Origin of the sequence: Streptomyces sudanensis, assembly GCF_023614315.1 — a bacterium.
In the GTDB taxonomy this organism is placed as follows: domain Bacteria; phylum Actinomycetota; class Actinomycetes; order Streptomycetales; family Streptomycetaceae; genus Streptomyces; species Streptomyces sudanensis.
In genome coordinates, this window is the sequence record NZ_CP095474.1 from 94711 (window position 1) to 107422 (window position 12712).

The window sequence follows — 12712 nt, forward strand, 5'->3', positions numbered from 1 at the left end:
GGACCGTCGAGACGCACCCCGGCCGCCACCCCGACGGGCGTTGCGCCCCGGCGCGGCCGCTCGCTCGGAGGCGATGCCACATGAACGAAGGGGAGGCAGCGCGTCCGCGCTGCTCCCCCGAAGGCCCTGCCCGGCCGTCAGCGCGCCGCCCGCCGACCGGTGCCGTGCCGGCCGGTCCCGCGCCGACCGGGCGGTGACTGGGCACCGCCGCGCGGGCAGGGCACCGGCCCGCCCGGCCTGCGGTCGTCGGGCCGGGCGGGCCGGTGTGCGCGGGACCCCGGTCCNCCGGCCGCGCCCGCGGGCGGGCCGGTGGACCGGGGTCCCGCAGCGGGGGCCTCGCGGTGCGGTCGGCGGCGCCGGCCGGTGGGGTCAGGCCGCGCCGTCGGTGCCGGGGCGCTCCTTCTGGGCGTCGACGACGGCGCGTTCGAGGACGGCCGTGCGTTCGACGACGGTGCCGGGCTTGATGGTGCCGGACTGCCTGACCTGGACGCCCCGGCTGCCGAGGTAGGCGTGGGTGGCGCGATCGAAGATCATCTCGGTGCGCTCGCCGGTCTCCTCGTCCAGGCGGGCCAGCGCGATCCCGGTGCGGCCGGCGGCGTCCTGGGAGGCGTCGACGACGACCACGCCGGGGATTTCGGCGGCGGCGCGGTAGAGGGCGGCGGCGGTCCGGGGAGGCACGATCTGCTCGCCGACGATCGCCTGGATCTCCTCGAACGCCTGCTGGTGGCGGTCGCGTTCGTCGCTGCCCACGCTGTAGAGGTAGGCGAGCAGGGCGTCGGGGTCGGCGGGACGGGCCTTGAGCCAGTCGTAGTCGTCGTGGGCGACACCGCCGCCCGTGAGGTCCTTGCCGTCGGGCGTGGAGCCGGGGGCGTCCTCGTCCAGCGTGATGCCCCCCGTGGGCTGGTACCCCGGCTCGTCGAGCCAGCCCTTGGTGCCGTCGGGGGACTTCCAGATCTCGCGCAGGTGCAGGGGCTGCACCCACGTCTTGGTGCGGTCGGCGTCGGCATCGACCTCGGAGGCGAGGTAGGACACCTTGCTCTTGACGTAGATGTACTGGCCCGGCTTGGGCTCGGGGGTCTTCTGGGCCCCGGCGGCGGCGGCGATCCGCTGGACGGTGGAGGCGAGCCGGTCGGTGCTGCCGGCCTCCACCCGGACGACGGGCGCCTCGACCCCCGCCGCGCTCGGCGGGTTCTCGGCGGCGCCGGTCATGTTGACCGCGAGCACGGCGAGGAGTGCGGCTGCCGTGGCCGGGACGCCGACCAGCAGGGCGCGCCGGTTCTTCCGGTGGCCGGGGGCGGGGGCGGGGGTGCGGATCTCGTTCAACAGGTGCTCCTCGATCAGCGTCTGGCGGTCGCGGGGNAGGGGGGAGGCGGGCGGGGCCGGCAGCAGCCGGGCGAGCTGCGCCTGGTCCAGGGGCTCGGCCTGCGTGCGGAACCTGCGGATCATCCGTACGTCTCCTCGTGCGTCTCGTACGACCGGGCCGCGAGGGTGCGGCCGCCCTGTACTTGTCCGGTCCCGGTGAGCGGTTCCCGGTTCTTCCTGAGTTCTTGTTCCGCGAGTCTGCGCAGGCGGTCGCGGGCGCGGGAGAGCCGCGAGCGGACGGTGCCGACCGGGACGCCGAGGGCTTGGGCGGCCTCGGCGTATCCGAGCCCCGACCACACGCACAGGGTGAAGACCTCGCGTTCGGTGCGCCGGAGCCTGGCCAGCGCCTTGTGCGCGGCGGCCAGCTGGTCGGCGTCGGTGAGGCGTCCGACGAGTTCGTCGGCGAAGTCGGGAACCGTGTCCCTGTTCGGCAGGCGGTCGAGCGCGGCCCGGTGGCGGCGGGCGGCGCGGTGGGTGTTGCGCAGGACGTTGACGGCGATGCCCATGAGCCAGGGGCGGGGGCTGTCACCGTGGTCGAGGAGTCTTTCGCGCAGCCGCCATGCCTCCAGGAACGTCAGCGAGACGACGTCCTCGGCGGTGGTGCGGTCACCGGTCACGCGGACGGCGTGCCGGTGAACCAGGGGTGCGTGGTCGCGGAAGAGTTCCCGGAACGCTTCGGGGTCCCCGGCGCGTATCCGGGCGTGTAGTGAGTAGTCCACACCCTGCCTTGTCCGTGCGAGGTCGGCCGTTCCCGTGACGTGCCTCACACGCCGTGGTGTCCCCGTGCCGCGGCTGCCGCCGGAGCGGCGCCGGGCTCCGGGGAGGACGGGCGGGGTGCGGGAGGACNGNCGCGACCGGNNNGGACCGGCGCGNACCCGGCCGGGCACGACGCGCGACGCGCGGCCCGCGCCCGTTTCGCCGGGGTGGCGGAGGCGCGCCGGTCCCACCCGGTCGTCCCGGCGGCCCTTCGCCCCGGCGCTCCCCGATGCCGGGAAGCGGGCCCGGCCCGGCGCCGGGACGCGGGCCGGGCCCGCCGGTCAGACACGCCGGAGGCGTCCCGGCCGGGCTCGGGCGGTGCGCCAGAGGTGCTCGGTCAGCAGCACGGTGGAAGCGGTGGCCAGGCAGACCGCCCACTGGGTGAGGCTGAGCGGAACGGTGCCGAAGACCCCTCGGGCCAGGGGCACCTGGACGGCCGTGACCTGCAGGAGGAACACCGCGGCGAGGCAGGCCCACAGGAGGCGGTTGTGGAACTGGTGGCGGCCCAGGACGGGGCCGTCCTCGTTGCGGGCGGCCAGGGCGTTGCACAGCTGGAAGAGGACGAAGGTGGTGAAGGCCATGGTGGCCGCGGCGGGGGTGCCGGCGAGGTGCCGGGCGACGGCGAAGACGACCAGGGTTCCGGTGGCCATGACGGCGCCGGCGCGGACGGCGGCGGCCAGGCGGCGGACGCTGAGGATGCGTTCGCCGGGCGGGCGGGGAGGACGGCTCATCACGTTGTCGCGGGGCGGGTCGACGCCCAGGGCCATCGCGGGCGGCCCGTCCATGATGATGTTGACCCACAGCAGCTGGATCGCGGACATCGGCGCGGGCAGTCCGGCCACGACCGCGGCCAGCAGGGTGAGGATGGCGCCGATGTTGGTGGACAGCTGGAAGCGGACGAAGGTGACGATGTTGTCGTAGATGGAGCGGCCTTCGCGGACCGCGCGGACGATGGTGGAGAAGTCGTCGTCGGTCAGGACCATGTCGGCGGCTTCCTTGGCCACGTCGGTGCCGGTGGCGCCCATGGCGACGCCGATGTGGGCGGCGCGCAGGGCGGCGGCGTCGTTGACGCCGTCGCCGGTCATGGCGACGATGTGGCCGCGCTCGGACAGGATACGGACGATGGTCACCTTGTGCTCGGGGGCGACGCGGGCGAAGACGCCGACGTCCTCGATGCGGTCGGCGAGGTCCTCCCGGCTCATCCGGTCCAGCTCGGCGCCGGTGAGGACGTCGCCGGTGATGCCCAGTTCGCGGGCGATGGCGGCGGCGGTGCCGGCGTGGTCCCCGGTGATCATCTTGACGGTGACGCCGGCGGCCCGGGCCAGGGCGACCGCGTCGCGGGCCTGGGGGCGGGGCGGGTCGGCGATCCCGGCGACCGCCGTGAGGGTCAGGCCCGCCACCCGGTCGGGCCGGGACCGGTCGGTGACCGCGGTGGCGGCGCCCAGGACGCGCAGGCCCCGGTCGCCCATGAGCCGGACGGCGTCGTCGACCGCCCGGCGGTGCCCGGCGTCGAGGGGGGCGGGGCCGTCCTCCGTCAGGATGTGGGTGCAGCGGTCCAGCAGGACGTCGACGGCTCCCTTGACGTGGACGCGGACGGAGGCGGCGTCGGCGTCGTGGTGGAAGGTGGCCATGTACTTGACGGCCGGGTCGAAGGGCACCTCCCCGGTGCGGGGTGTGCGGGCGTGCAGGGCGCCGGTGTCCAGGCCGGTCTTGGCGGCGAGCACCAGGAGGGCGGCCTCGGTGGGGTCGCCGGCGGCGCCCCGCCCGTCGGGGGTGAGGCGGGCGTCGTTGCACAGCGCGAACGGCAGCACCGCCCGGCGCAGGTCCAGGGCGGCGGCCCCGCCGTCGGCGGGGCGCACCGCGCCGGCGGTCTCGTACCCCTCGCCGGTCACCTCGTGGTGGCGCCCGCCCGCCCACAGGGCGCGGGTGGTCATCTCGTTCAGGGTGAGGGTGCCGGTCTTGTCGCTGCACACCACGGTCGCCGAACCGAGCGCCTCGACGGAGGCGAGGTGCTTGACGATGGCGCCGCGGCGGGCCATGCGGTGGACGCCCAGGGCCAGGGTGAGGGCCAGGACGGCGGGCAGTCCCTCGGGGATCGCGGCGACGGCCAGGGCCACCGCGCGTAGCGCCAGGTCGGGCAGGGCCTCGCCGCGCAGGAGGGCCACCAGCGCGTACAGGACGACCGCGGCGGCACTGACCAGGGCCAGGCGCCGGCCGAGGCTGTCCATCTGGACCTGCAGCGGGCTGGGCGGTTCGACGCCGGTGCGCAGCGCCTCGGCGATGGCGCCGACCTCGGTGCGCATGCCGGTCGCGGTGACGACCATCTCGGCGCGGCCGCGGGTCAGGGCGGTGTTCATGAAGAGCATGCCGGTGCGTTCGGCGGCGGGTACGGGCTCGCCGCCCGCGGCGGCGACGGGCGCGGTCGTCTTGGCCACCGGGTGGGACTCGCCGGTCAGCGCGGCCTCGGCGGCCTCGACGGATTCGGCCACCACCAGGCGCCCGTCCGCCGGGACGCGGTCGCCGGCCTCCAGGAGGACCACGTCACCGGGCACCAGGGTGCGGGCCGGCACCGTCCGGACCCGGCCCTCCCGGCGCACCCGGGCGGTGGGCACCAGCATCCGCCGCAGGGCGTCCAGGCTGCGTTCGGCGCGGCGTTCCTGCAGGTAGCCGATGACCGCGTTGACGAAGAGGACCAGGGTGATGACGACGGCGTCCTTGAGGTCGCCGATGACTCCGGCGATGACGGCGGCGGCGAGCAGGATGCCGGCCAGCCAGCTGCGGAACTGGTCCAGCAGGCGCAGCCACCGCGGCCGGCGGGCGGGGGCGGCCAGTTCGTTGGCGCCCCAGGCGGCAACCCGCCGCTCGGCGTCCGCCGCGGTCAGGCCGGTGGCCGGGGCCACGCCCAGCAGGTCCGCCACCTCGGCGGCCTCCCGCCGGTAGGGGTCGGCCACCGGCCGGGGGGCCGAAGGTCCGGGCGGGGCCGGGCGCCCGGGGGCGGCGGAAGTGTGCCGGGACACGGTCACTCCTCGCCGCGGACGACGGCGACGGGGCAGTGGGCGTGGTGGAGGAGGGCCTGGCTGACCGAGCCGAGCAGCAGCCCGGTGAAGCCTCCCCGGCCCCTGGCTCCGGTCACGAGGAGCTGGGCGTCGCGGCTCGCGTCGACGAGGGCGGGGCGGATGCGGGAGCGGATCAGGCGCCGCTCCACCGCGACCCGCGGGTACGCCTCCTGCCAGGGCGCGATCGCCTCGTCCAGCAGGCGCTGCTCGGCCTCGCGGAGCCGTTCGACGTCCGCGACCAGGACGGCCGGCGGGTCCCCGGGGCCTTCGTAGGCGTGGTCGTTCCAGGTGTTCCACACGTGGAGCGCCACCAGGGGCGCCCCGCGCAGGGCGGCCTCGGCGAACGCGAAGCCGATCGCCGCCCGCCCGGCGCGGGAGCCGTCCACCGCCAGGAGCACCGGGCCGGACGGGTCGGGCCGGCCGCGCAGCACGAGGAGCGGGCAGTGGCCGTGGGCGGCCAGGTGCACCGCGGTGGAGCCCAGCAGCAGCCCGGCGAAGCCGGAGAGGCCCCGGCTGCCGACCACCGCCAGCGCGGCGGAGCGCGACTCGATCCGCAGCACCTCGAGTGCTTCGCCGGCCACCACGGACCGGGTGAGCTCGATGCCCGGCGCGACGGCGTGTGCCCGCTGCTCGGCCCGTGCCAGTACGCCCTCCACCATCGGCTCCAGGCCGTGCCCGGCCGGGTTCCACGGCAGGACGCCCGTCGACGGGTGGCCGAAGGCGTGCACCAGGCGCAGCGGCGCCCCGCGCAGCCGCGCCTCGCGGGCCGCGAGGTCCACCGCGTCGAAGCTGGAGGGGGAGCCGTCCACCCCTACGATCACCGGATCACTCAACTGGCCCTCCCATGGCGCGACGCCGCCGGTACGCGGCTCCTCTCCCTCCAGCCTCGGCGCACTCCCCCGACCGGGACAAGGGCCGTTGGGCCGCCGGAGGGACCACTCGGCCCTGCCGGCACCGTGCCGGAACGCGGAGTCCCGGCCGGTGCCGCCCGGGCCGGGTCGCCCGCCGGCCGGCACCGGCCGGGCCGGGCCAGGTCGAGCTGGGCGGGCCGGACCTGGCCCNGGGGCACGCCGCCGCACGTGCCCGACCGGGCCCGCCGGATGCCCTCCTCCCCCGCCGGGCGCCCGCCCCGGAGATCGGCGAGCCGCTCTCCGGCCGGCCCCGCGCTCCGGCCGGGACAGAGGGCGTGCGGACCGGGCGCCGGGCGCGGCACCGGGGCCGGGTCGGTGCCGGCCGCCGGGAGCCGGTGACCGGCGGCCGTCGCCGGCAGGACGAGACAGGGGCGGGACGGGGCGCGATCGGCGCCCCTCCTTCCGGGCCCCGCCCCGCCGGCGCGCGGCTCACCCGGCGGTGGGCCGCAGGGCCCGGTTCAGAAGCGGTCCGGGGCGCGCTCCGGGAGCGGGGAGCCGGGCAGCGCGTCCCGCTTCCGGTTCTTCTGCGCCTCCGCGTTCGACTCGGCCGTCGCCCGGCAGGCCACGTCCTTCGCCGGGAGGCCGCCGGTGAGCAGGTAGCGGGTGACCGTGCCGTCCGTGCACGCGTTGCCGCTCGGATAGACGCCGTGGCCCTCGCCGCCGAGGACGGTGACCATCTTCGAGCCCTTCAGCGCGGCGTGCAGGGCCCGGCCGCTGGGCAGCGGGGTCTGCGAGTCCCACTCGTTCTGGACGACCAGCGAGCCGACCCGGTTGCGCACCTCGGTCGCCGGCTCCACGGACCTGCCCCAGAACGCGCAGGGCTTGATGCTGGAGGCGAAGTCGCCGTAGAGCGGGTAGCGGCCGCGGTCCCTGAGGGCGTCCCGCCGGTAGCGCTCGGGGTCGCGGGGCCAGGCGGCCGAGTTGTCGCCGCACACCACGGCCCAGAAGCTCGCCGTCATGTTGTCGGGCGGCACCTCGGCGGCACCGGCGGCGCGCGCCGTCCCTGCTCCCTCGGACCGGGTGAACACCTCGGCCCTCCTCGCGGAGGCGGGCTCGCCCTCCGCGGCCTTCCTCAGCTCCACGATCGCCTCGGTGGCGTACCGGGGGCTGAAGAGCGCCTGGCGTATGCCGCCGCGGATGTCGTCACCGGTGATCGGCTGCCCCTCCAGCTCGATGGGCTTGTCGTCGGCACGCTCGACCAGGTCCCAGAAGGTCCGCTCGACCTCCTTCGGGGTCTCTCCCAGGCCGTACGTCTCCGACCGTCCGGCCGCCCATCCGGTCCACCGGTCGAAGGCGGGCTCGGCGCCCTTGGCCCACCACTGGATCATCCCCCGCCAGGTGCGCGCCGGGTCGACCGCGCTGTCCAGCACGAACCGGTCGGCCCGGCCCGGGAAGAGCTGGGTGTAGACGGCACCCAGGTAGGTGCCGTACGAGTAGCCCAGGTACGAGATCCTCTTCTCGCCGAGGACCGCCCGGAGCAGGTCCATGTCCCGCGCGGTGTTGCGCGTGGTGATGTGCGGGAGCGTGGCGCCCGCCTTCTCCTCGCACTTCTCCGCGAAGCCGCGCGCCCAGGCGACGTCCCTGTCGAACGTCTCCTCCCTGTGGGGCCGCAGCCAGTTCGCCTCGTGGGGCTCCAGGCCGCAGGAGACCGGGCTGCTGCGGCCCACGCCGCGCGGGTCGAAACCGATGAGGTCGTACTTCCGCCATACGGACTCGGGGAGCCTCTCCCGCATCTCCAGCGGCATGTAGAGCCCCTGACCCCCGGGGCCGCCGGGGTTGGAAAACAGGACCCCGCGCCGCTCGTCGGGCGAGGTGCTCCTGATCCGGGACACGGCCACCTCGATGCGGTCGCCGCCGGGAGCCCGGTAGTCCAGCGGCACCTCGACCGCGGCGCACTCGAACTCCGCCGGCAGGTCGGCGTCGCACCGCTTCCACCGCGGCTCCTGCTTCGCGTACCGGGCCAGCGGGTCGGCGGCGGCCGACGGCGCGGCCGGTGCCGGGGCGGCCGCCGGAGCGGCGGCGGCCGGCGAGGTGGGGAGCGCGGGTGTCAGCGTCGCCGCGACACCGACGGCCAGCAGGGGCGCGAGACGTCGTCTGCGCACGATATCGATCCTTCCGGTCACAGGTTCGGACAGGAAGGATCCTTCAGGACCCGGCCCCGGGAGGGATCCCCCACCGGTCGGCATCCCCTCTCCTTCCCGGGAACGACACAAGGGCCCGATGCGGTACCGGAGTTGTAGGCGACCGTCTCGACGCCGCCGGATCGGCCCGGCGCGCCTGCCTCCGGGGTCCGCCGGCCATGCTGGTCCCGGGCGCCGAAGCGAGCAACGGTCGGGGCCGGCGACCTGGCCCGACCGCTCTCGTCACACCGATCCCGATCCCGCGACACAGCGCAGCGCAGATACGCACGGGATCGCGTTGACGGAGCCAACGCACTACATGATGGTGAGAGGTCCTCAATTCGTGTACGGTGACGGACGCACTCATCCCGTGAGGACAGGAACCACACCCGCCCTGCTTCGACCTCCGCTCCCCCGAGCGATCCCGCTCCCGACGCGGCGCGACCGCCCTCCCCATCCGGCCTCCATGCCCGCGTGAACCGGGCGCGGACGTTCCAGACGAGCCACCCGATGCCTCAGAGACCAGCCGCCCCGGCAAGCCCCACCGCACCTGACCGTGCCGCGCTCCGCGCCGAGCGGCGGCGCCTCCGTGAGGCCGTACAGGCCAAGCGTTCCCTGCTCAGGAAACGTGCGGCCTTCGAGAAGGCCGAAGAGCGACGCCGGTTCACGGCCTCGGCATCCCGAGCCCAGGCGATCCGTACGCATCAGGCGGCGCTGGCCGCGGCGGACCGCGACAGACAGCGGGAGCAGCAGGCCGTCGCGGCCGAGTTGCGGGCGCTGGACGACGGCCGGCAGGACTCGGAGGCGCGGGAACTGCGCCTTCTCAGGCAGCAGTTCATCGACAGGGCGCTCCGGCGAGCCCACCTGTCGGCCAGGGAGCTGAACGGTCTCGGTACGGGCTTGATCAATGATCTCGCGGCCCGCGGCATCCGCACCGCCGCCGACTTCACCGGCGTGGAGCGCGGCACCGCGCCGAACGGCAAAGGCGGCGAGGCCGTGTGGATCCGCCTGGCCAACGGGCACCGTGTGCACATCAACGGCATCGGAGAGCACCGCGCGAAGGTGCTCGTCGAGTGGCGCCGGTCCTGTGTGCGGCGCGCCGAGGAGCGGGCACCGAAGCGCATCACACCGGCCGACCGCCGGCGGATCGAGGAGGCGTCGAAACGGCGGCGAGCGGAGCTGGAGGCCAGGAGGGCCTCGGCGGAATCCGTCGCGGACGAGGCGCGCGCGGAGGCCGGGGGCATTCTCGAAGCGGCTCTCGCCCGATTGGCCGAGACGGACCGCGCCGCCGCCCGCGCGGCTGCCGTCCAGCGAGCCCGGTACGACATCCTCGCCGAGGAACTCTCCTCCCTGGAGCGGCAGTTGGAGGAGTCGTACGCCGCTCACGGCGACCTCGGGTTCCTCAGCCGATGGGGTACCCGCCGCACCCGGCCCGCCCCACCGGCGCCCGCGCCGAACCCGTCCGTTCGGAAACCTCCCACGCATGCGCTCCGCCCTCAGACGAGTGCGGCTCCGCCTCCTCCCGAGCCGGCTCCCCCGGGGGAGCCGGAAGCATCGCCCATGGGCGCCGGTGCCCGCCGGCCCGGACTGTGGTGGCTCGTCCCGGTCGTGTTCTACCTCGTCTCGGTGCCCACCGGTACGCCGGTGCTCGTCGGCGCCCCACCGCGGGTGGCCGCGCTGCTGGGCGCGGGGCACCTGCTGGTGTCGGCGTACGTGTTCGGGCTCTGGGTCCGAAGCCGCCGGCGGTGGAGGAACCGGAGGACGGCCGCCCGCATGCCGAAGTCCGCCCACGTGGCGATCTGGACGTGGCCGGCCATCGCCGTGTCGATCGCCGCACAGTACGCCTGAGCGCCGAGGACAAGACCGGCGAGCCGGTGTTCAGGCGCCCGCCCCACGAGCCGCGCCTCCCGATGCTCCGAACGGGAGGGTGCACCGGGGCTGCGGCACCGGCGGCCGGACGGCGGTGGTCCGATCCGGCGGCCGGAGGCGCGGTGGCCGGTCCTGGCCGGGCGTGCGGGCCGGGCGGGCAGAACCCGCAGCGGATCGCGCTTCGGAGCGGTACCGGTCCGATGCGGTACCGGCGTGGACCGGCACCCTCGGCCCCGGCCCGCGGCAACCGCACACGGAGGTCCACGCACCCGACAAAGCAAGTTTGTTGACATCGCCAACATGAATGCTTCATGCTCGCGTCAACAGCATCGCCCGTCATCGCCCGTCGGCGATGCGCCGGCTCATCGCCCGCAGCGCCTTGCTGAGCCTCGGACAAGGTCCGGCGTCGGCCGATGTGTTCACAGAAGGTCTCTGCGAACACGTGAAACTCAGGGGGATTCATGGACTCGCACAGCAGCCCGTCGCGCCCGACCGGCTCCCGGACGCTGCGCACGCACGCATGGATGCGGGTCGCCGGCGTGGCACTGCTCACGCTTGGACTCGCCGGCTGCCAGGAGGCCGGGCGGGACGGCGCGGATGCCGTTCGTACGGCCGCCCCGCGCCCCACGCCGACCGTCACCGTCACGACCACGGTCACCGCCACCGCCCGGCCCGCGCCCACCCCGACCGTCACCCGGACCAAGACGGTCACGCGCCCCGGCCCCACCGTCACCGTCACCGAAACCGCTCAGGCCGCCGGGTTCGGCAGCAGCGGCAGTGACGGCGGCGGCAGTGACGGCAGTGGAACGTGTTCCATAGTCTCCAACTCCGGCAACTGCTACAAGGCGGGACAGTTCTGCCGGAACAGCGATCACGGAGCCGACACCACGACCGCGGGTGGCACTCGGATCACGTGCACCTACAGCGCGAACGCCTGGCGCTGGGTCTACTCCTGACAGAGTGGCGGGCGGAATCCCGACATCGGCCACAGGAACGAGGACGAAAACAAACGGGCCCTGCGAATCAACTCCCGGAGACACCTCCCCGAGGAAGAGACGACCGGATTCGCGGCACCGATGCCCGATATGGGCACCGAGGCGGCACTGAAGACCGTTGAGCAGTCTCCCGTGTTCGGGGATTTCGCCAAGGACGCCGTAGGCGCGATGGGAAAAGCGCACGAGTCCGCACTTCCAGCCAGCGGACACGGCCGGGAGCAGTCGCACCGGGCCCGCCGGGAGATGAGGGAACCGGCGGCGAGGCGCCCGTCCGGAGCCGGGAGCCGCCGCCCGCCNCCNGCCNCCNNCNGCNNACCGCGGTCCGCCCGCCGCGGTCCGCCGGAGGTTCCGGCTCCGGAGAGTGCGGGTCAGAGCGTGCGGGCGGGGGTGCCCAGCCGGTAGCCGTCGTCGGCGGAGAACGCGGCGGAGACGGCGAAGCGGTCCGCGCGGACGAGCGTCTGCCGCCACTCGACCGGGCGCCGGTCGGCGTCGTGGCCGAGCCGGTCGATGGCGAACAGCGCGATGGACTCGGGGCAGTGGAGCAGGATGCGCTCTCCGCGTCCGGGGACGACGGCCCGGATGCGTTCCCAGCCGCTGCGGACACGGGTGGCGCAGTGGCGTTCGAGCTCCTCGTAGAGGGAGGTGCGGGTGAGGTCGACGTCCAGGAGCGGGCGGGCCACGGCCGCGGGGAGCCAGACCCGGTCGACGGCGAGCGGCTCCTCGTCGGCGAGGCGGAGGCGTTCGAGGTAGACGAGCGGTGTGGACTCCTCCAGTCCCAGGCGGGCGGCGACGACACCGTCGGCACGCTGGTCGAGCGCGTGCACGACGCTGCGCTGGACGGCACCGACCTCCTCGACGGACCGGAAGAGGCTGTACGGCTCGCCGACCTTCTGTTCCAGGGGGCGGGCCGCGGTGAGCCGGGAGGGCCTGCCGCGCTGCGCGGTGACGAGGCCCTGCGCACGGAGCTGCCGGAGGGCCTCGCGGACCGTGTGCCGGCTGACGCGGTACTCGGCGACGAGGTCGTGCTCCCCGGGGAAGACTTCGCGGAACTCCCCGCCTTCGAGGCGTCGTAGCAGGTCGGCGCGGAGCTGCGCCCACAGGGGCGTGCCCGTGGACCGGGCGAGGGGGCGGGGGCCGGGCCGTGCGGTCTCCGGCGCCCTGCCGGAGTCGGGGAGCGGGACGGGTGATACGGACACAAGGGGGATGTTCGTACATTCGGAAGGCCGGCGCAAACGGGTCCGGAAATGCCCGGGGCCGAAGGTGCCGGGCCGGGGCGTCGCGGGGTGCCGCCACGGCGGGACGGGGCGGTCGCGGCGGCGGGCGTGGGCGTACGGTCCGCGCCGGCCGACGCCCGGCGGTCACGCCGACACGGCCCGCCCGCCGTCCTCGGCGTCCTCCGCGCAGGCGGCGGCGAGTTCGTCCAGGGACAGGTCCAGCGCGTGGGCCAGGGCCGCCACGGTGAAGAAGGCCGGGGTCGGGGCCCGACCGGTCTCGATCTTGCGAAGCGTCTCGGCGGACACTCCGGCTACCGCCGCCACGTCGGCCATGCTGCGGTCGCCGCGGGCCTGGCGGAGCAGCATTCCGAAGCGCTCTCCGCGCTGCCGCTCCTGCGGGCTCAAAGGAACTCTCACCATGCCCGTGAT

General features: G+C 75.3%; 9 protein-coding genes. 2 read left to right on the plus strand and 7 right to left on the minus strand.

What is annotated here, in order from left to right:
• Positions 1-369 precede the first annotated feature (369 nt).
• The 5 genes from MW084_RS00355 to MW084_RS00375 form a co-directional block, all read right to left on the minus strand.
• A partial coding sequence (locus MW084_RS00355) for a CU044_5270 family protein (RefSeq protein WP_275563390.1) occupies positions 370-1359 on the minus strand: 990 nt, incomplete at its 5' end.
• Positions 1360-1442: 83 nt separating this feature from the next.
• Positions 1443-2081: an RNA polymerase sigma factor gene (locus MW084_RS00360; RefSeq protein WP_010468290.1), complete on the minus strand. Its 639-nt coding sequence runs from the start codon at positions 2079-2081 to the stop codon at positions 1443-1445.
• Positions 2082-2399: 318 nt separating this feature from the next.
• Positions 2400-5135: a cation-translocating P-type ATPase gene (locus MW084_RS00365; RefSeq protein ID WP_275563391.1), complete on the minus strand. Its 2736-nt coding sequence runs from the start codon at positions 5133-5135 to the stop codon at positions 2400-2402.
• A gap of 2 nt (positions 5136-5137) precedes the next feature.
• Positions 5138-5995: a universal stress protein gene (locus tag MW084_RS00370; protein WP_039828643.1), complete on the minus strand. Its 858-nt coding sequence runs from the start codon at positions 5993-5995 to the stop codon at positions 5138-5140.
• A 548-nt stretch (positions 5996-6543) separates the two neighbouring features.
• Positions 6544-8187: an alpha/beta hydrolase gene (locus MW084_RS00375; RefSeq protein WP_010468284.1), complete on the minus strand. Its 1644-nt coding sequence runs from the start codon at positions 8185-8187 to the stop codon at positions 6544-6546.
• A gap of 528 nt (positions 8188-8715) precedes the next feature.
• Here MW084_RS00375 and MW084_RS00380 point away from each other — a divergent pair.
• Together MW084_RS00380 and MW084_RS00385 are read left to right on the plus strand one after the other, a co-directional pair.
• Positions 8716-10053, plus strand: coding sequence for a hypothetical protein (locus MW084_RS00380; RefSeq protein ID WP_158684295.1), 1338 nt, complete (start codon positions 8716-8718; stop codon positions 10051-10053).
• Positions 10054-10535: 482 nt separating this feature from the next.
• Positions 10536-11030: a hypothetical protein gene (locus MW084_RS00385; RefSeq protein WP_010468280.1), complete on the plus strand. Its 495-nt coding sequence runs from the start codon at positions 10536-10538 to the stop codon at positions 11028-11030.
• A 407-nt stretch (positions 11031-11437) separates the two neighbouring features.
• On the opposite strand, the gene MW084_RS00390 is transcribed toward MW084_RS00385, so the two are convergent.
• On the minus strand, positions 11438-12265 hold the full coding sequence (locus tag MW084_RS00390; RefSeq protein WP_010468278.1) for a GntR family transcriptional regulator: 828 nt from the start codon (positions 12263-12265) through the stop codon (positions 11438-11440).
• 162 nt (positions 12266-12427) lie between these two features.
• Positions 12428-12703: a helix-turn-helix domain-containing protein gene (locus tag MW084_RS00395; protein WP_029553260.1), complete on the minus strand. Its 276-nt coding sequence runs from the start codon at positions 12701-12703 to the stop codon at positions 12428-12430.
• Positions 12704-12712 lie beyond the last annotated feature (9 nt).